Raw genomic sequence first — 20,939 nt, 5'->3', positions numbered from 1 at the left:
TACTCATATGATCAGAATGGGAATCTTCGGACAGACAGCCGTAAAGGACTAAACTTCGAGTACAATCATCTGAACCTTTCGAAAAAGGTAACAAAAGGATCAACTGGAGAATCAATTAGTTATCTTTACGATGCTACAGGAAGAAAGCTAAGAAAGGAGACAGCAGGAGGCAACCGTGATTATATCGGAGGCATCGAATATGGCAACAATGGAAACATTGAGTTTGTTCAGACGGAAGAGGGGAGGGCGGTGAACACAGGAGGTACTTATAGTTATGAATATATGCTAAAGGATCACTTGGGCAACACCCGTGCAGTGGTGAAGCAGGATGGAAGTATCTTGCAAACGCCGGATTATTATGCTTTCGGGATGGAGCTAAACCGGAACCGGCTGACGCCAAGCCCTGATAACCGGTATAAATATAACGGGAAGGAATTGCAGACAGGGTTGGCGATAGGGCAGTATGATTATGGGGCGAGGTTCTATGATGCGGTGATCGGGAGGTGGGATGTAGCCGATCCGCTGGCGGAGAAATATCATATAATCTCCCCTTATGCTTATGTTGCAAACAATCCAGCTATTGCTTATGATGTTGACGGACGAAAAATAATTTATGTCAACGGTTTTTTTAGTCGTCTGCTTAATCTTGGTGGTTTTGCCCCCGGAGCAGCAAAAGAAGAGTATTGGAATTTCTTTAGCCCCACTTTTATTACTTCGTCCCGTCAATTTATGGGTGCTACAAATAGCGAGTTAAACGAATTTATAGATGGCTCATCTTATGTTGGGATAGATCAGGATGCAGGTGATAGATATGAACGGGGTATGCAATATGCAATGGAAAACTACGATGATCTTATTAAAGGCATGAAAAAGGGTGAAACTTTCAAGTTTGTTAGCCATAGTGAAGGTGGAGGCTTTGCGGCGGGCATGGCAGCATACTTAATATCTAAGGGACAAACGGTTGAAAATATGCTTTACTTATCACCTGATGAAGTGGATGATAAATTTAGTAGCCCGATAGAAACATTTTCTATTCAATCACATTTTCAGGGGGATGGAATCTCTCCATCAAAGCGTCTAGAAGGTGTAGATGTTTATATGAATTTTAGTACTCTTAATGGAAAAAAACCTGGATTTGGGGGTAATCACGGCGCTACTGTGACAACGGCTAATATCAAAAAAATAAAAGATGTTATGGCCAAGTTTGGTCCTGATGCAAAGAAAATACTATCCAATGGTAGATGGACAGTAACAGAAACTAAAAATGGATATACATTTAAAAGAGAAAAGGAGAAAGAAGATGAAGATTAATTCGATTATTATTTATAAGGCAATGTTTTACTCTTCATTGGCAGTAATTAATATTATAGCGTTTAGTTTAATAGGCCTTAGTTTTTTAGGAGCTTCTAATGCAAATGGAGAGGGAAGCCCCATTATGACCGAAAGTGGCACATTTATTAAGCGTAGTTTATTGATAGTTATAATCAGTTTAGCTTTCGCTGGACTTGCATTTTTAGTAAGTTTCCTTTTTAGGAATGTCATTGGAATTGGTAAGACAGGTTTGAAAAAAATCTTTTTTATCGAGCTAGGGGCATTTATTATAATATACTTAATAGTTTATAGCTATTTATATTTAAGGTTTACAACATAAAATTAAGTATTAAGATCGGCACGATTACGAGATAGAGTTCCAGAATGCCATGAATGGGAGATTTAATGTGATAGATAGATTGCAGAGATATATCTTTCCTTTTCCTTTTATCAATACGGCGCTAAAATCCTGTGCTCAATATTGATTTTAACGGAGATAATATTTTGATCGTTCTCAAAGGGAATTAGCTTATGTATCAGAATGATAGAGTTTATAATAAAAATGGAACGGCTTATACCAGTGACGGAGTTAAAGAAAACGGATCTTTAAATGGTTAGTCAGCAGTCTATAGTTTAAATGCAGTCGGGAGTGGAAGTTAAGGAGGAGCAATGTTGAAGGAATAGATAATCCTGCGACGAGTGTTAAGATTGAAAGATGTGTAGGTAATAATAGTGATGATGCGAATAAAAATGCCGTTGAATTTCATCCTTGTAGTGCACAATGAGGTTTAGCTAGTACTAATTTTCCCAAAGCGCCATGAATGTTAAATTTTTAATTGTCAGTGTTTTAATAGCTTGCTTGCTTGTTAGTTGTGTACAATCAAAGCTGTTCGATGGTTGTATTAGAGAAAAAAAAATTGAGGGATATATCTTTCCAAAGGAGTATAGATCCTCGTTAGTGCATTTCGACGATGTAAAAGAACGGTACACCCCTATTAAAGAAGATGTATTAAGAGTGGAACAGCTTATTAAAGAACAACTTGTTTTTATTAATAAGCCGTTAATCAATCAAGGGGGAAACTGCCCTGTGATCCACAAGAATCTTTCAAAGTACGCCAGACAATATATTGGATATTTTGATCAAAATAATGACAAAATAATATGGGTTAATTTTTTTATTCGTAGGGAGAAAGACCAGCTTTCAAAGCTGAATAAAGATCTGATTTTTGTGTTGGATGGTTGCAGTAACTATTGGAACGTAAAAGTTAACCTTAATAAAGGGAAACTTTACGATCTAAGAATAAACGGTTCCAGTTAAAACAATATCACACAAAATGATTCCTTGAGAAAGGTGAATACCGGAGGCCAAAGCATTGAACTAGGAAAAAAATTAAGAGTGATTTTCCAGCAGATAGAGGACCCCCAAAATGGGCTGAAGCCTTGGATTGGGTGTGGGTAAGTTGATATTGTTTTTATTTAACAGAATGAGAGTACTTATTTTAAGCTTCTTTGTATTGCTCTGTCTGACAGCTCAATCTCAGACGTTTTCAGCAATGTCGTGGGCTGTCAGCAACTATCAGTTGGAAAGCCGGGTTAGAAAGATCGGCCCAGACCGATATAATGAAGTCAGATTAAAGCTAGATTCCTTGGGTAAATTGTGTTTTGCTGGTAAATCAGATACATTATACATCATGGAATCAACCAGTGTCGAAAGTGGTGAGATTATAGCCTCAATATGGAATAATACAGGGCGCATAAATTATAGTTATAACCAGGGTAGTTTTAGATTTGACGAAAATATAAGTTTTTCAAAATATATGATTAGATTAATAGAAGCCTGGGACGTCAGAGCAATCGGAAAAGAGGAGCGTGAGCACTCAGATATGTTTGACAACTCTATCATTATAGCAACAAGAATAATAAAAAAGATGAAAGGATTTAAAGGGCTAGAGGGGCTGGATATAGAAAGTATAAAGTTTCTGAATTTTTTTAAACAGGAACGAGATGGAATGGACTGAGTTATTTGGGCTGCTCATATTTTAACGCTCGAGTAGTAAAAGTGAATATGCAACAAGGATAGTCAGGTCATAAAAAAGAAAGTACTCATAAAAGGACTGCTACTTTAAGTAATCAACGGTTCGCAAGTTTTGAAATTAATGAAAAAGAGTGTCTTTCAGCTTATTGCTGAGAGACACTCTTTTTTTTTGACTCAAATTAAATATTACTTAAACGCACTGTCCAAAGGCCTTGCATCTGCGCTTACACCCCATTTTTTATTGGGTTGCGGGCCCATGGTGAATTCCAGGGTTCCGCCTTTTACAATATCCTGGTGGGTAATGTAGGTTTTGTTATAGCTCTTGCCGTTGAGTTTTACCGATTGTATGTACAGGTTCTTCTTTGAAGGGTTTTTAGTGGTTACGGTAAAGTCTTTTCCGGGAAGGTGGATGACTGCTTTGGGCAATACCGGGGAGCCAATGGCATAAATGCTGTTGGCGGGGTTGACAGGGTAGAAGCCCATAGCGCTGAAGATGTACCAGGAGCTCATTTGGCCGCAGTCTTCGTTGCCGGAATAGCCGGAAAAAGAGTTGTTGTAGAGTTCGTTGAGTACCTGGGCAACGTAGGCTTGTGTTTTCCATGGCTGGCCTGCGTAATTGTACAGGTAAGCGGCGTGATGGCTGGGCTCATTTCCATGGGCATACTGGCCGATAAAGCCGGAGGCATTGCCGTTCACTTCGCCGGGGAGGTCCTTAAGTGTAAAAAACTGATCGAGTTTGGTAATGAAGGCCTTGTCGCCGCCTACGAGGCTGATCAGGCCTTTTACATCCTGGGGCACATACCAGAAATACTGCCATGCATTTCCTTCGGTGTAGGGATTGCCGCCGTTTCCGCCGTACTGCAGGGGATTGAAGGGGGAAACCCACTTGCCGTCGTCGTTCTTAGCACGGAAGAAGCCGGTTTGTGAATCGTACAGGTTCTTATAATACATGGATCTTGCCATGAAGTACGTATAATCATCCGTCTTGTTCAGCTTCTTTGCCAGCTGGGCCACGCACCAGTCGTCATAAGCCATTTCCAGAGTAATGGAGACCGACTGTGACTGCTGGTTTTCGGGCATGAAGTGGTATTTGTTCCAGAGGTCGAAAGGTGAACCGGGATGGGTTCTCACGGATGATCCTTTGACTGCTTCATATGCTTTGCCGATATCAAACCCTTTGAGTCCTTTCAGGGCTGCGTCTACGATTACAGGAATGGCGTGGTTGCCGATCATGCAATAGTTTTCGTCACCCCAAAGCTGCCAGATGGGAAGATATCCGTAGGTGTCGTACTGGCGGAACATGCTGTTGATAAAATCAGCTGTGCGCTCCTGCTGTATAAGGGTATAGAGGGGATGGGCGGCGCGGTAGGTATCCCAAAGGGAGAAGGTGGAATAATGTTTCTTGTCATCTGCCTTGCGGATGGTGAAATCGCTCGCCTGGTATTCGCCGTTCACGTCGGCCATATTATTGGGCTGGGTGAAGGCATGGTAGAGTCCTGTGTAGAAGATCTGCTTTTGTTCTTTTGTCCCTTCGATATGGATCTTTTCCAGCTCCTGTTCCCATTTGTTTTCTGCCTCGCTGACCACCTTTTCGAAATCCCAGCCTGAGATCTCCTGGTCCATATTCATTTTGGCATTTTCAAGGCTGACAGGGGAAAGCCCTACTTTTACCAGCAGCGGCTCTTTGTTGTTTTCTCCGAAATTGAGTACCGACTTAATGTTCGTGCCGTTTACAAATACCTCGTTTTCATAAACCCGCTGCCCGTTGATCATCTTGTGGCTGCTGAACGGTCTTGAAAACTCGGCACGGAAATATATCTTCCTCATTTTTGCCCAGCCTGTCAGGATCCTGTAGCCTTCAATGGTTTTGTTATCGATCACCCTTAATTCGGCTCCTATGATCCGGCATGACCAGTAAGATCTCTTTTTATTGAGGGAGTGGTTCATATCAATGATGACCTGCGACTTCGCCCCGGCGGGAAAAGTGTAGCGGTGAAAACCGGTATGCTCGGTTGCGGTTAGCTCGGCATTCACATTGTAGTCTGACAACTTCACCTGGTAATAGCCGGGCCTGGCGGATTCTTCGTTGTGGGAGAACCTGGACCTGTAGCCGCTGCCTGGCTTATCTGCTTCACCGGGAACTGTTTTGACCTCGCCGGTAGCCGGCATAAAAAGGACATCGAACAGGTCGGCCACCCCAGTTCCGCTGAGGTGGGTATGACTGAAGCCGACGATAGTTTTATCGTTGTGGTCGTACCCGGAAGCCGGGTTATCCGGGTTGTCCTGTGTGTCGGGGCTGAGCTGTACGAACCCAAACGGTACTGTTGCTCCCGGAAAGTTACTGCCTGACAAGCTGGATGCGTCTACCGCTCCTGTTCCGATAAAGGGATTCACAAAGCTGGTGAGCTTGTCTGCCGGCTGAGCCTGAAGCCCGGCAGAGATCGCCGACAGGAAAATTGTAAGATGAGTTAGCTTTTTTAACATGATATTGAATGGATTGAGTCCAATGACTATGCAACGATACATAATTTCGCTAAATCGTTTTTATCCAGGCGTGTTAATGTTTTGTTAACAGCTATTTCAATACCGTGGTCAGAAAAGGAAAGGAGGTTTGAAATGCCGCAGGCTTAATATATTGGACCTATTGGAGAGCTGACTTTCATATGGACGGCAAAGGTTGAGGTAAGTAATTCATTGAAAAAACGTTTTGTCAATTTGTTGCTAAAACGTTTTTTCTGCTATCTTTGTTATGAGGTTGATCGTTATTTTCACAACTAACCGGTTAATAATGGAGCTTTCAGAACATATTCACGACTCCGGTCTGATGGAGTTAATCAGGCAGGATAATTCTTTTGCATTCAGGAAATTATACGAGCGGTACTGGCGCGGGCTTTTTGATAAAGCCAGGCAGAGGGTAGATGAGGACACTGCTAAAGACATGGTGCAGGAGTTAATGACGACGTTATGGAAGAGAAGATATACCATACAGCCCGACAAAGATGGCCTGATAGCGCCGTACCTCTATACGGCTCTCAAATACCGGATTATCGCTTATTATGCTTATACTGCTTCTGAGATTAAACGAATGAGCGTTTTCAGTTCGGAGGAACGGGTCTTGTCGTTTAATTCGCTGGAGATCAAAGAACTGAAAGATGTAATAGAACTGGAGATCTGTAAACTGCCGGTACGTATGCAGCAAATTTTCCGGTTAAGCCGGGAGGAAGATGTTTCCATTCATGATATTGCTGTACAGCTGAATTTATCTGAACAGACTGTGAAGAACCAGCTAACAACGGCTCTGAAGCGTTTAAGGAGGCAATTGAGTGAAAAGAAAGTAACTGATTTTGCCCTGATACTGCTGGCTCTGCTGCACCTTTAAAAAAAATTTATTTTCCCTCTGGTACTGAAGTCCCCTTGCTCATATAATAAGATAAAGTGAAAGCTTATGAAGACTCAAAGAGTAAAACAGGTCTTTAGGGATTATCTCTCAGGAAAGTCGAAGGCAAAGGAAAGGGGAGAGGTAGACAAGTGGTATCAGTCTTTTGATGCGGAGCGCATAAGGCCTTTGTCTGATGAAGAAGAAGCCGGGGTGAAGGAGGATATATGGGAGCGGATCATGAATGAAAGCGGTCAGGGAAAGGTTGTAAAAAGTTTCAGATTGCCCGGATGGCTTAAAGCAGCTGCACTCCTGGTGGCTGTTTCAGCGGCATGCTGGATCCTGCTCAGGAAGGACGGCAGAAGCCCGGTAAATGCCCGTTATACAGAAATTACCACCGGACCGAAGGAAAGGAAGAATATCAGGTTGTCTGATGGTACCCTGTTATCGCTTAATGCGGGAAGTACCATCAGAATCCAGGATGACTTTTCGAAGGAAAGGCGGGTAACCATAATAGACGGGGAAGTTTTTTTCGATGTAAAAACTGACCCCTCAAGGCCGTTTACTGTTTCGAGCGGAAAGGTTACCACCAATGTTCTGGGAACATCCTTTAATGTTTCTGCTTATCAGGAACTGAGCCGGTTAACTGTGGAGGTGCTCAGCGGGAAGGTAAAGGTTTTACCCGGAGATACCCAATCCAATATACTCGAGAGGGGACAACAACTGGTTTACGACAAGAAGACGAAGTCTGTCAGCGTGCGGAATAAGAAGGAGGATGCAGCCTGGACAAAAGGAAGCCTGCTGTTTGATGATCTTTCTTTTGATGATATGGCGGTTCTGATGAAGAAAGGCTTTGGAGTCAGTATTGTTGCGGAAGATGAAACTATCAGAAAAACTACAAGATATACGACTATTCTACCTGTTACTATGAGCGCCAGTGAGGCTGTTGACATTCTCGCGGCTATTCACAATCTGAAGGTCAGACGGAGCAATAACGTCTTTTATGTCAGAAGACCGGTCCACAAGACCGATTAAAAAATGTATCAATTCTAAAACATGATGCCGGCAATTCCAGCCGGGTGAATTTCCATTAACCAGAAAGGAGGTTGGGATATGTAAAGAAAAATGATTCTGCCAATAGGCCGTATTCTGCTTTTGGAAAATTTTCCAGGTATAGCAGAACTCCATCATAAACTTAAACATAGTAAAAATGAAAAAACTACTAACTAAATGTAAAACAGGAAGGATCATCCTTACTATGGTGCTTGTTTGTTTTCTTTCACTGCCCTTGTCAGCTGCTTTTTCCGAAAGCGGACAGGGATTGAAAGAAACTCCGGTAACCATAAAATTAAAGAAAGGATCGCTTGAAACGGCGATCATCGATTTGCAAAAAACAGCCCGGGTCACCTTTGCTTATGACAAACGGCTGTTGAAGGACTACATAATACCAGAGCTTTCATTCTCGAATGTGAGTCTTGAATCTGTGCTTAACCAGATTCTGGATAATAAGCCTTTGTATTTCAGTGAAGTTCACGACGTCATCGTGATCAGCAGGAAAGAGGTGCGCCCTGTTTCCGGATCTGAAAAGCTCCAGGGACCGCTGACCGGTAAAGTGGTAGATGAGAACGGGCTTGCCCTGCCGGGCGCTTCGGTAAGAGTGGCCGGAAAAAATACAGGTACAGTCACGGATGTGCAGGGGCAGTTTAAGATAAACGCAGAGCCACAGGATACCTTGCTCATTTCATTCATAGGTTATGAGACTCAAAGGGTCCGGGTTGGGAATACCAGAAGTTTTACCGTCCGTTTGGCTCCATCATCCTCGAAAAGCTTACAGGAAGTAGTGGTAGTGGGTTACGGCACCCAGAAAAAGGCCACCCTTACCGGCGCAGTAGCCTCTATTACGAGCTCCGAAATTTTAACGACCCGGAATGAGAACGTGCAGAACATGCTGACAGGTAAACTGCCGGGAGTCCGCGTGGTTCAGAAAAGCAGTGAACCGGGGTCTTTTAATAACTCTTTTGACATCAGGGGGCTAGGGTCGCCATTGGTGGTGATCGATGGGGTGCCCCGCGATAACATTACCAGGATGGATGCGAATGATATTGAATCCATCTCGGTTTTGAAGGATGCGTCGGCTGCCGTCTACGGGGTAAGGGCCGCCAACGGGGTTGTTCTGATTACGACGAAGAAGGGAAAATCCGGATCGCTTGACCTCGACTATACCGGAAGTTTCGGTTTGCAGAATCCCACAGGCTCTCCTAAAAGCGTCAGTGCAGCGGACTGGATGGTTTTGCGGAATGAAAAACTGATGCACAATGTCAACGGAGGAAACAGGCAGTTTTCGCAGGAAGAGATTGATGCCTACCGGAACGGGACGAAACAGGGTACCGACTGGTGGAACGCGGTGATGCGTTCGACAGCTCCCCAGACGCAGCACTCCCTGAATGCGACCGGGGGAAATGAGAAAATGCGTTTCTACACCAGCGTTGGCTATCTTAAACAGGAATCTTTTATCAGGAGCAACAGCCTGAACTACGACCGGTTTAACGTCCGCTCCAATCTTTCGGCAAAGATCTCGAAGCTGCTGACCCTGGATCTGAACCTGAGCGGGATCTCGGACAAGAAGGAACAGCCCTATACCAATTCTGACTGGATCATCCGGACGTTTCAGCGTGCCGCCGCTATCCAGCCGTTGTATGCCAATAATAATCCCCAATATCTTCAGCGCGGGTATATAGAAGGGGAGAACGCGGTAGCCATGATGGATGCTGACCTGAGCGGGTATAAAGAATTCGGGAATAAATGGTTCCAGTCTTCCATGACCCTTTCCCTGGATATTCCAAAAGTGGAAGGCCTGACAGCAAAGGGCATGTTCAGCTACGATTACCAGGTGGCGGATAACAGGCAGTATAAAAAAGAATTCACGCTGTATGAGTATGATGGTGCGCAGGATATGTATACTCCCTACAAGATGCAAAGCCCGGGGACATTCAGGAGAGAGAACTTTACAAAAGGTACGTCTCTGTACCAGTTGTCGTTAAACTACAACCGTACGTTTAACAAGGCGCATACGGTATCCGCGCTTGCTTTGCTGGAAGGACAAAAAAGGACCGGTGATAACTTTTATGCGCAGAGAGAAATGGCCCTTGACGTCGATCAGCTGTTTGCCGGGAACAGCAAGAACCAGCAGGGGAGCATGAGTTCGAACCAGAATGATCTTTACGAGAAGACCAACATGGGGATCGTAGGGAGGGTAGCCTATGATTACCGGTCTAAATACCTGGCTGAGTTCAGTTTCAGGAGAGACGGTTCCTCTCTCTTCGGGAGCGGCAGGCGCTGGGGATTTTTCCCCGCTGTATCTGCCGGGTGGAGGGCTTCGGAAGAAGCTTTCTGGAAAAACTCCTTCCTTGATTTCTTTAATAATTTCAAGCTGCGTGCTTCTTATGGCAAAATGGGAGATGATGTTGCTTCTACCTACCAGTTTATCACAGGGTATGACTATCCGTCGCCCGGAGACTATAATAAACTGCCTAACGGGTATTTCTTTGACGGCACTTTTGTTAATGCTGCTTCAAGCAGGGGAATCCCCAATCCAAACATTACATGGTTTACTTCGAAGATGTTTGACCTCGGGGTAGATTTCGAAATGTGGAATGGGCTGCTGGGGGGGACGGTTGATTATTTTAACCGGACAAGAACGGGCCTCCTGGAGAAAAGGACATTCAGTTTACCGGGAGTTGTGGGGGCTGAGCTTCCCCAGGAAAACCTTAACGGCGACCGCGCAAGAGGTTTTGAACTTGAACTGACTCACCGGAAGACACTTCGTGACTTTACCTATAACGTAAGGGGAATGCTGACCGTCACCCGGATCCGGAAACTTCATGATGAGCGTGCCAGGGCAGGGAATTCTTATGAGAACTGGAGGAACAACAATGAAAACCGCAACCAGAATTTCCACAGGGGATATGGAGAAGCCGGACGGTTTTCCTCATACAGTGACATCGCGAACAGCCCTGTTTTTTATGGGCGGGGGACTTTACCCGGAGACTATATCTATGAAGACTGGAACGGTGACGGTGTAATTAGTTCTCTTGATGAATATCCGATTGTTTATCAGGATAGTCAGAGCCCATTCTTTAATTTCAGCTTTAATATCGGAGCCGGATGGAAAGGCTTTGATCTGAATGCTCTGTTCCAGGGATCAGCCCTGAGCTATGTTAAATACATTGAACAGCTGCGGGAGCCTATGTGGGGAAATGAGCAGTCGAATGCCCTGGACTATTTTATGGACAGGTGGCGTCCAGTGGATCCCTCGGCTGATCCGTACGACCATACAACACAGTGGATATCGGGGAAATATGCTTATACCGGCACCCTGCCCGATGAAAATTCGAGGTTTAATATGCATAACGCGAGTTACCTGCGTTTGAAGAGCCTCGAACTGGGGTACACTCTTCCTGTAAAGTTTGTCAGTTCCGTAGGGGTGAAGAACGCACGGGTGTATTTTAACGGATATAACCTGTTTACGGTCAAAAGTATAGAGCTCGATCCCGAGCATCCCAATGAAAGCTGGGGGAATCTGTATCCTCTGAGCAGGATATACACCGTTGGGCTGAATGTTAAGTTTTAATTCTTTCATCATGAAGATATCAGGATATACGATCATATCGCTAGTGCTTATACTAGTATTCACAGGGCCGGGCTGTACCAAACTTGAAGTACCGCCCATGAACATCGTGCAGGACAAAGATCTTTTCGGCAGTGAGAACGGGATCAGAAGTTACATGGCGCGCATGTATGCCCAGCTGCCTATAGAAGATTTCCGCTATACGCCGAGACGCGGTTTTAACGATTTCTGGATTATCGACCCTTTCCCCACTATCACAGGGGAAGCTTTAAGTAATAATCAAACTTCCGCTGAGACAGAGGCTGTTTTCTACTGGGGAAATGCGTACAGGCTGATCCGTGACGTTAACTACTTTGTGAAGACCCTGCCGGGGTACAAAACATCTTCCGGCTTTTCGGAGGAGCAGGTGAATACCTGGCTGGGGGAGGCTTATTTCATCCGTGCTGTTACCTATTTTGAACTGGTAAAACGTTACGGCGGTGTTCCCATCATAGAAGATGTACTGAGCTATCCGGAGCAGAGCGTTGAAGAGCTCCGTATTCCGCGCTCGTCTGAAGAGGCTACCTACAACAAAATAGCCGAAGATTTAGATAAGGCCTATTCGATGCTGCCGGAGAAGAACCAGACAGGCCGGGCGAATAAATATGCGGCAGCTGGTTTTAAGTCACGTGCGATGTTGTTTGCCGGATCTATTGCTAAATATAACGAGGTGACGCTTTTCGATAACGAAAACCGGCAGCTGTGCGGCATTCCCTCCGCGAAGGCGGCAGACTATTTCAGGAAGAGCTATGATGCGGCGAAATTGCTGGAAGGCGTTTACTCTTTGTATAAAAGCGGATGGAAAGCAGATGATAAGGAAGCGCAGTATCAAAACTACATAGACCTGTTCTTTGCGGCAGGCAGTCCAGAGAATATTTTTGTCAGGCAATACGGTTATCCTGAGTCTGTTCATGGATATGATGTTTATAATATTCCATACCAGTTTATGGTAGGAGGGTATTCATCTGCCGTGAACCCCACTCTTGACTTCGTGGAGATGTTTGACGGACTGCCCATGAGAAACGGGAAGCTGGACGTGTATGACGGAGCGGGTAAATACAGGCTTTATGATAAGCAGATGGATTTGTTTGCGAACGCGGAACCCCGGCTGAGAGCTACGGTGATTTTTCCGGGTGATTTGTTTAAGAACCAGGTGGTGGAGATCTGGCGGGGTATTTACACCGGGGAAGTGGCAGGAGGGATCTCCTCTTTACTGCCGGCAGGCAGCAGGGTTTCGTATGAAAATTCTTCGAACCGCAATGTGCTCGTTACATCAGCCGGTCCAGACAAGGCACAGACCATTCGTCAGCTGCCCAACGGAACCAATATGACGGCGGCAGGCCGGAGCGGACGTTTTTACGGAACACCTGGTCCGGCGTTAACCGGCTTCTCTGTTCGTAAATGGCTGAATCCCTCCATGCCGGCGAACGAGGTGGTGGAGAACCGTTCCGCACAGACCTGGATTGAAATGCGTTATGCGGAAGTGCTGCTGAACCGGGCGGAAGCAGCCTATGAACTCTTCCTTGCGGGTGCCAGCGGTGCCGACTACAGGGGGGATGCGTATGAGTGTATCCGGCAAATCCAGGAAAGGGCGGGGGCTAATGTGCTGCCGGGTCAGGCTGCACTGACCTCAATTGATATCATCCGGAAGGAAAGAAGAAAAGAGCTTAGCTTTGAGAACAAGATCTGGTGGGACCTGAAGCGGTGGCGGATCATGGATGATGAGCAAAACGGCAGGACCTACCGTGCTCTGATGCCTTTTTACGCCGAGAAAGCCGGGAAGTGGTTCTTTGACGACCGTTTTGAGGAAAAGAACGGGGTGTTTACCTTCGATACCAGGTGGTATTACCAGCAGATCGATCCGGCAGAGATCACCAAGAGTCCTAATTTGATACAGAATCCAGGTTATTAATTTGATATGATCATGAAAAGAAATCACTTATTATATTGCCTCCTGTTATGTCTGTCCTGCACCGTGTTTTCCTGTTCGAAGCTCGACAACTATGATGCTCCGGCAGAAACATTGAAGGGAAAGATCATCGATAAGGCAACAAAAGCCCCGGTTCAGACGGAACCGGGCGACAAAGGCATCCGCCTTAAATTGCTGGAACTGAGCTGGAGCGATAACCCGACTCCGTATTATTTTACCTGCATGCAGGACGGCTCCTTTAACAATACCAGGATCTTTAAAGGAACCTACAATGTGGAGCCTCAAGGGCCTTTTGTTCCGCTGGTCCGCAAAGACGCCAGCGGCAACACGATTGCCGACGGCAGCCAGACACTCGAGATAAAAGGCACCGCCGACATGACGTTCGAGGTGGAACCATTCCTGAATGTGGAATGGGTGGGAGAGCCCGTCCTCAATCAGAATGGAAGTATTACCGTACAGGTAAGGGTGACCAGGGGAACTGCCAATCCTGATTTTCAGCAGGATGTGAGCGAGGTAGTCCTGTTTATCAATTCCTCCAGCTATTATGTCGGAGATCACAACTATGATAACCGCTATACTACGAGGGTCACGGGTGAAGCTGCGCGGGTATCCCCCGGAACTGTTCTGACCATCACTACAAGCGGTAATTTTTCGATGGAGAGAGATTACTATATCAGGGTGGGAGCCCGGATAAACTACTCCGTAGAAGGCGTTCAGCGGTTTAATTACAATGAACCCAGGCTGGTAAAAGTGCTTCAATAGCTATTATGAGATCCTCTTTCTCTGGCAGGGAAAGAGGATCTTTACACACACTGATTATATAAACCAAGATTTATGAATAAGAAAGCTGTACTGTATTTTATGCTTATCGCAGCGGGGGCATCTGTCTTTATGAAAAGGCCAGATGACGGCGGAAAGGGTAAGAAACGCGAAAAGACGACTTTTCAAACTTCACAGCACTGGAAGCCGGTAACGGATACCCGGGCGGACGTGGCGATTGTTTATGGCGTGGGAGGAAATCCTTCGGACAGGGTGAAGGGAAAGACCTTTGAGGAGAGGGTACAATCGTGGCGCGACAGAGGATACACCACTCATTTTATGACAGGGATTGCCTGGGGTGAATACCAGGATTATTTTACAGGCAAGTGGGACGGGCAATGGCACCTGAATGAGGGGCAGGTGCAAAGGAGCGGGGACACCATCTGGCACGGGCATATGGTTCCTTATATTGTACCGACGGAGAATTTTCTGAAGTATATGAAGGAAAAGCATGTGAAGCGTGTGATTGATGCGGGGATAGATGCGATCTATATGGAGGAGCCGGAGTTTTGGGCCCGTGCCGGGTACAGCGATGCATTTAAAAGGGAGTGGAAGAAATATTACGGCTTCGACTGGCGTCCGCAGCACGAATCACCTGAAAATACCTACCTGTCTAATAAGCTCAAGTATCAGCTCTACTTTAATGCGCTGAAGGAAGTGTTTACCTATGCTAAAGAATACGGAAAAAGCAAGGGGATGAATGTGCGGTGCTATGTGCCCACGCACTCGCTGGTCAATTATTCACAATGGATGATCGTCAGTCCCGAAGCCAGCCTGGCTTCCCTGGACTGTGTGGACGGGTATATTGCGCAGGTGTGGACGGGAACTTCGCGTGAACCGAATTTCTTTAACGGGAAAGAGAAGGAACGGGTTTTCGAGACCGCATTCCTGGAATATGGCTCCATGGAATCTATGACTGCCCCGACGCACCGGAAGATGTTTTTCCTGACGGATCCGATTGAGGACCGGGCGCGCGACTGGGCGGACTATAAAAAGAATTATGAAGCGACATTTACGGCGCAGCTGCTTTACCCGAAGATCGCTGATTACGAGGTGATGCCCTGGCCTGACCGGATCTATGAGGGCTTGTACCGCACAAGCGCGAATAGCGATAAAAGAGAGCGGATCCCTCAGCATTATTCTACCCAGATGCAGGCGATGATCAATACGCTCAATGATATGCCGGTTTCAGAGAATAAAGTGAGTGGTTCGGCAGGGATAAGCGTGCTGATGGCTAATTCGCTGATGTTCCAGCGGTTCCCGGTCCATCAGGGATATGAAGACCCCCAGCTGTCCAATTTTTACGGACTTGCCCTGCCGTTTCTCAAGAGGGGCGTCCCTGTAAGTACGGTGCATTTAGAAAACCTGGCCTATAAGGAGACGCTGGCAAATACGCGTGTTCTGCTGATGTCGTATTCGAACATGAAGCCTTTGAAGCCGGATGCGCACACCGAATTGGCCCGCTGGGTAAAGAACGGGGGAGTACTGGTTTACTGCGGAAGGGATAATGATCCCTATCAGACGATCAAAGAATGGTGGAATACCGGAGAGCACCGGTATGCTGCGCCCTCTGGTCATTTGTTCGGTTTGATGAACATGGATGAAAAACCAGGGGAAGGCCGGTACCCGTACGGGAAAGGACTTGTGTATGTTTTGCGGTCGGATCCAAAGGAGTTTGTGATGCAGGAGAAAGGCGACAGCAAGCTTTTGGCAGAAGTAAGCAGGCTGTATGCGGAGAAATCCGGTGCGGGCAAGCTTGTATTTAAAAACAGCATGTACCTGGAAAGAGGTCCATATGATATTGTCGCCGTTCTGGATGAAAATGAACATTCTCAGTCATACAGAGTTAAAGGCCCTGTTATTGATCTCTACGACCCTGCACTACCTGTATTATCAGAGAAGAACGTTCAGCCCGGAGAGCAGGCCCTGCTTTATAATGCCGGCCGGGTGAAAGACAAGACCAGGCCGCAGGTGCTGGCATCTGCCAGCAGGGTATATGAAGAGAAGTTTCAGGGGAAAACGTATTCGTTTACCTGCAAGAGTCCGCTTAACACCACGAATGTGATGCGGGTACTGTTGCCGGGCGCTCCCAAAAACGTCGTGTTGACAGGTCCGTCGGGTGAAATTTTGCGGGACGCAGAAAACTCCTGGGATGCTTCTTCAAAGACCTTGTGGCTGAGGTTTGCCAACCAGCCCGACGGCGTTCAGGTAAAGGTTAATTTGTAAAAGTGGAATATTTTTCTTTTAATTGCTAAATCGTTTTTAAAAGCGGGATTGCCAGCAAGGAAATTGAAAGGATTCGTGTTAACGATTTGTTAATTGCGAGGAAAGATTATAAATCTCTGTTACCTTTAAATCGGTTATTTAGACAGGCTAAACACACATCCAACATAAATAAAGCTTAAAGAATGAAAAGTAAAACGCTTGCTATCGGCTTAATTTTATCTTCGGCAGGGCTGATGGCCCAGACGGTGAATAAGGTTACTGATCCTGTCGAGTATGTAAACCCGCTGATGGGAACAGATTCCCATCCCGGATTATCAAACGGCAACACGTATCCCGCAGTGGCAGTTCCCTGGGGAATGAATTTCTGGACACCGCAGACGGGTAAGATGGGAGATGGATGGGCGTACACCTATAAGAGTGAAAAGATCAAGGGCTTTAAGCAAACGCATCAGCCTTCTCCCTGGATGAACGATTATGGCCAGTTTTCGATTATGCCTGTAACCGGGAAGCTCCGTTTCACAGAAGAAGACCGCGAGAGCTGGTTTTCTCATAAAGCAGAAACATCGAAGCCATATTATTACAGTGTTTACCTGGCAGACGCAGATGTGACAACGGAACTTACCCCGACAGAAAGGGCGGCCCAGTTCAGGTTTACCTTCCCCAAGTCGGACGAATCCTATATTGTCATCGACGCCTTCGAAAGCAAGAGGGACGGCTCCTATATTAAAATCATTCCTTCCGAAAGGAAAATTGTGGGCTACAGCACCCGGTACAGCAGGGGGCCGCTGCCTAATTTCAAGAATTATTTTGTGATCTATGTAGATAAGGATTTTACGGTTAATAAAACGTGGGAGGGGAAAGATCTGAGAGACGGGCTGGAGCTGACGGCCAATCATGCAGGTGCTGTTATCGGCTTCAAAACAACTAAAGGAGAGAAAGTGAACCTGAAGGTAGCTTCGTCTTTCATCAGTATCGAGCAGGCTGAACTGAACCTGAAAAGAGAGTTGGCGAACGACAGCTTTGCTGCAACGATGGCGAAAGCGAAGGCTCTGTGGAACAAGCGCCTGAATGCGATCCAGGTAGAGGGCGGCTCGGTTGACCAGGTCCGTACTTTTTATTCCTGCCTGTACCGTACGCTGTTCTTCCCTCATAAGATGTATGAACTGGATGCTTCGAACCGGATCGTCCATTACAGCCCCTACAACGGAAAGACGCTGCCTGGCTATATGTTTGCAGGTACCGGCTTCTGGGATACGTTCCGGGCTTTATATCCTTTCCTGAACCTGATGTATCCTTCGATCAACAAGGAGATGCAGGAAGGCCTGATCAACGATTATAAAGAAGGCGGATGGCTGCCTGAGTGGTCAAGTCCGGGATATGCCGATATCATGATCGGAAATAACTCTGCATCTGTTGTGGCGGATGCCTATATCAAAGGATTGCGCGGGTACGATATTAATACCCTCTGGGATGCACTGGTTCACGGCGCCAACAATGAAGGCCCGATGACAGCGGTAGGCCGGAAAGGAGTCCAGTATTACAATAGCCTTGGATATGTTCCTTATGATGTGGAGATTAACGAGAATGCTGCACGTACACTGGAATACGCCTATGACGACTTTGCCATCTATCAGTTGGGAAAGGCGCTTGGCAAACCGAAATCAGAAATAGACATCTATGCCAAGAGAAGCCAGAACTACCGGAATCTTTTTGACCCGGCAACCGGTCTGATGCGCGGAAAGAATAAAGACGGTAAGTTCCAGTCACCTTTCAATCCTTTTAAATGGGGAGATGCGTTTACTGAAGGGAACAGCTGGCATTATTCGTGGTCGGTATTCCAGGACGTTCAGGGGCTTGTGGATCTTCTGGGCGGCAATGAGAAGTTTGTAACGAAGCTTGACTCTGTGTTTTCACTGCCTCCGGTGTTTGACGACAGCTACTACGGCGGGGTGATCCATGAGATCCGTGAAATGCAGATCGCTAATATGGGGCAATATGCCCACGGGAACCAGCCTATTCAGCATATGATTTACCTTTACAATTATGCAGGAGCTCCCTGGAAGACACAATACTGGGCGCGTGAAACAATGAACAGGATGTATAAGGCTACGCCTGACGGATACTGCGGGGACGAGGACAACGGCCAGACTTCTGCCTGGTATGTTTTCTCTGCACTCGGTTTTTACCCTGTCACTCCTGCTGTTGATCAGTATGTAATGGGTGCACCTTTATTCAAAAAGGCAACTCTTCAGCTGGAAAACGGAAAGCAGATCGTGATCAGCGCTCCTGAGAACAGCGATGCAAACCGTTACGTGAGCACGCTGACCTTAAACGGAAAGCCTTACACCCGTAACTGGTTCAGCCACTCGGAGCTTCAGAAAGGTGCGGTGCTGAATTACAAAATGTCGGCTGCTCCTAACAAGCAAAGAGGAACCAATAAGGTGGATTTCCCTTATTCGTTTTCGAATGACAAAAACAAATAATATAAAAGGCATAGCACTGTTTCAGGTGTTATGCCTTTTTTTTATCCTGCCTGCTGTCTTAAAAGGACAATCAAAATCTGCTGCTTCCGGTCCTGATGTTACAGGACTGGTAAATGTCTTTCTGGGCACTTCCGGTGACCATGGACAGATGTCTCCGGCAGCATCCTCTCCCTTCAGTATGCTGAGCATAGGGCCTCAGACCTATCCGCATACACATACAGGGTATGAATATAACGCTAAAAAATTCCTGGGTTTTACGCATAACCGCTTTGAAGGTGTGGGATGTACGGGAAGCGGCGGGATTATCCTGATCCGGCCTTTTGCAGGCAGTGATCCTTCTGGCGAACTGATCAAAGCCAGCCAGTCTGCATCACCGGGCTATTATTCGGTATCGTTCAGCAACGGTATACAAGCCGAATTCTCTGTGATTGGGAAATCGGGCATGCACCGGTATAAGTTTCCTTCGGGAGAGAAAGGCTTTTCCATTGACCTGAGCCATAGCTTGTCTAACAGCTTTGTCAATGAAGAACACCAGGCAGCCGGTAATATTCTCAGCGGCTGGATCGATTCGAAGACTACCTGCCATGCCGGGAAATACAGGACATATTATTATATCCGGTTCGGGGAAGGAACAAGTTTAAGCGATGGAAGTGCCCATAAACTTTCCGCAAGGATAGATGCCGGGCAAACAGGAACGGAGATCCGGATTGCCCTGTCTTCTGTCAGTGTGGAATATGCGAAAGCTTCCCTGTATGCTGATTCATTTGATGCGCTGAAAGCGCAAAGTTCGGCGGACTGGAATTCATTATTACAGACCATCCGGGTGAAGGGTGATAAGGAGGAAGAGAAACTATTCTACTCGCTTTTGTACCGTACGGTGCAGTCTCCTTATCTGATCTCTGAAGCTGACGGTAAATACAAGGGTACCAATGGTGCTCTTCTGCAATCCAGGGATCAGCGCTATAATGGCTGGGCTGTGTGGGATAATTACCGGACTCAGCTTCCCCTGCTTTCCATTGCATGGCCCGGCAGGTATAAAGATATTTCAGCCTCACTGGCTTCCCTGTACCAGTTTGGAAAAAAAGATTATGCTACGCAGAACGAACCGTCCAATACCGTCAGAACGGAGCATTCCATCGTGGTTCTGCTTGATTCTTACCGTAAGGGCTATCAGATTGATTTCAATAAAATTATTGAATCACTCATCCGGGAGGTGGATCAGCTTGATTTTTCAAGGCCCGACAAAGCCCTGGAGTCCAGTTACGATACCTGGGCCCTCAGCGAGATCCTCGCCATCCTGAAAAAGAAAGATCTGAGTGATAAATACAAACAGAAAGCACTTCAGTATAAGGAGTACTGGAACAAGGATTTTAAAGATATTACTCGTCCGGACGTTGACAGGATGCAGGCAAGGGGCTTGTACCAGGGAACCATCTGGCAATACCGCTGGTTTGTTCCTTTTGACGTGAAGGGGCTTATTGAACTCACAGGGGGCGCTGAACCCTATAAAAAACAACTCGACCAGTTCTTTCAGAACGATTATTACAACCATGCGAATGAGCCGGACCTGCAGGTGCCTCTCATGTACAATGCTTCTTCCGAACCATGGAAGTCCCAGGCCCTGATGTACCAGCTCTCGGCAGATACCGTGGTTCAGTATTATTTTAATGACAATAGCAGGGGGATAGATCCCTTCGTTGACCGCATTTATAAAAACCAGCCGCAGGCCTATGTGCGTACGATGGATGATGACGCAGGCGCCATGTCGGCCTGGTATGTTTTTGCTGCCTGCGGGTTTTCCCCTGCTTGTGTAGGCTGGCCTGTATACTATCTCAATGTGCCGCTGTTTCAATCTGTGGAATTCAGATGGCCCGGTAAAAAATCTTTCAGCATCCGGGTAGAGAACCAGTCGCCGAAGAACAGATATATACAGAAGGTAACCCTCAACGGGAAAGAACTTTCGAGGAATTACATCACCCACCAGGAGATCATGGCTGGCGGAACAATGGTGATCGTGGCATCGGACAAGCCCGACGGAACGTGGATCAAGGAGAAATGGGTGTCAGCGTTTGGGGAATAGCGGTTGGCTGTTG

Annotated in this window: 13 protein-coding genes; 12 read left to right on the top strand and 1 reads right to left on the bottom strand. The window is 46.4% G+C overall.

The window, feature by feature from the left end; all coding sequences use genetic code 11:
* The 4 genes from DDR33_RS23330 to DDR33_RS23315 form a co-directional block, all read left to right on the top strand.
* The coding region (locus tag DDR33_RS23330; protein ID WP_317047470.1) for an RHS repeat domain-containing protein at positions 1–1,311 on the top strand (1,311 nt) is incomplete at its 5' end.
* Positions 1,265–1,651 carry a hypothetical protein gene (locus DDR33_RS23325; RefSeq protein ID WP_146198836.1) on the top strand — a complete coding sequence of 129 codons (387 nt, stop codon included), beginning with the start codon at positions 1,265–1,267 and terminating at the stop codon, positions 1,649–1,651. The genes DDR33_RS23330 and DDR33_RS23325, both read left to right, overlap by 47 nt.
* Before the next feature lie 477 nt (positions 1,652–2,128).
* A complete protein-coding gene (locus DDR33_RS23320) occupies positions 2,129–2,629 on the top strand; it encodes a hypothetical protein (RefSeq protein WP_109418218.1) in 501 nt (166 codons plus the stop codon).
* Positions 2,630–2,795: 166 nt separating this feature from the next.
* Positions 2,796–3,329 carry a hypothetical protein gene (locus DDR33_RS23315; protein ID WP_109418217.1) on the top strand — a complete coding sequence of 178 codons (534 nt, stop codon included), beginning with the start codon at positions 2,796–2,798 and terminating at the stop codon, positions 3,327–3,329.
* Between the two features lie 203 nt (positions 3,330–3,532).
* On the opposite strand, the gene DDR33_RS23310 is transcribed toward DDR33_RS23315, so the two are convergent.
* A complete protein-coding gene (locus DDR33_RS23310; protein ID WP_109418216.1) occupies positions 3,533–5,830 on the bottom strand; it encodes a GH92 family glycosyl hydrolase in 2,298 nt (765 codons plus the stop codon).
* A 304-nt stretch (positions 5,831–6,134) separates the two neighbouring features.
* On the opposite strand from DDR33_RS23310, the gene DDR33_RS23305 reads away from it, so the two are divergent.
* The 8 genes from DDR33_RS23305 to DDR33_RS23270 all read left to right on the top strand — a co-directional run bounded on the left by DDR33_RS23305 (position 6,135) and on the right by DDR33_RS23270 (position 20,926).
* Entirely contained in the window at positions 6,135–6,725 is a 591-nt protein-coding gene (locus DDR33_RS23305) for a sigma-70 family RNA polymerase sigma factor (RefSeq protein ID WP_109418215.1), read from the top strand.
* Positions 6,726–6,791: 66 nt separating this feature from the next.
* Positions 6,792–7,757, top strand: coding sequence for a FecR family protein (locus tag DDR33_RS23300; protein WP_109418214.1), 966 nt, complete (start codon positions 6,792–6,794; stop codon positions 7,755–7,757).
* Between the two features lie 175 nt (positions 7,758–7,932).
* Positions 7,933–11,352 carry a TonB-dependent receptor gene (locus DDR33_RS23295; protein WP_109418213.1) on the top strand — a complete coding sequence of 1,140 codons (3,420 nt, stop codon included), beginning with the start codon at positions 7,933–7,935 and terminating at the stop codon, positions 11,350–11,352.
* A 10-nt stretch (positions 11,353–11,362) separates the two neighbouring features.
* Complete coding sequence (locus tag DDR33_RS23290; RefSeq protein WP_109418222.1) at positions 11,363–13,300, top strand: RagB/SusD family nutrient uptake outer membrane protein; 1,938 nt, start codon at positions 11,363–11,365, stop codon at positions 13,298–13,300.
* Positions 13,301–13,312: 12 nt separating this feature from the next.
* Positions 13,313–14,080 carry a DUF3823 domain-containing protein gene (locus DDR33_RS23285; protein WP_158280845.1) on the top strand — a complete coding sequence of 256 codons (768 nt, stop codon included), beginning with the start codon at positions 13,313–13,315 and terminating at the stop codon, positions 14,078–14,080.
* 72 nt (positions 14,081–14,152) lie between these two features.
* Complete coding sequence (locus DDR33_RS23280; RefSeq protein WP_109418211.1) at positions 14,153–16,363, top strand: hypothetical protein; 2,211 nt, start codon at positions 14,153–14,155, stop codon at positions 16,361–16,363.
* 182 nt (positions 16,364–16,545) lie between these two features.
* Positions 16,546–18,846 (top strand): GH92 family glycosyl hydrolase, encoded by a 2,301-nt coding sequence (locus tag DDR33_RS23275; protein WP_109418210.1) that lies wholly within the window; start codon positions 16,546–16,548, stop codon positions 18,844–18,846.
* Positions 18,830–20,926, top strand: coding sequence for a glycoside hydrolase domain-containing protein (locus DDR33_RS23270; RefSeq protein WP_109418209.1), 2,097 nt, complete (start codon positions 18,830–18,832; stop codon positions 20,924–20,926). The genes DDR33_RS23275 and DDR33_RS23270 overlap by 17 nt, the downstream gene beginning before the upstream one ends.
* Positions 20,927–20,939: the final 13 nt, after the last annotated feature.

It is taken from the genome of Pararcticibacter amylolyticus, assembly GCF_003130405.1.
In the GTDB taxonomy this organism is placed as follows: Bacteria; Bacteroidota; Bacteroidia; order Sphingobacteriales; family Sphingobacteriaceae; genus Arcticibacter; species Arcticibacter amylolyticus.
The sequence above is the reverse complement of the archived record's forward strand: the minus strand, read 5'-3'. Positions and strand labels throughout refer to the sequence as shown.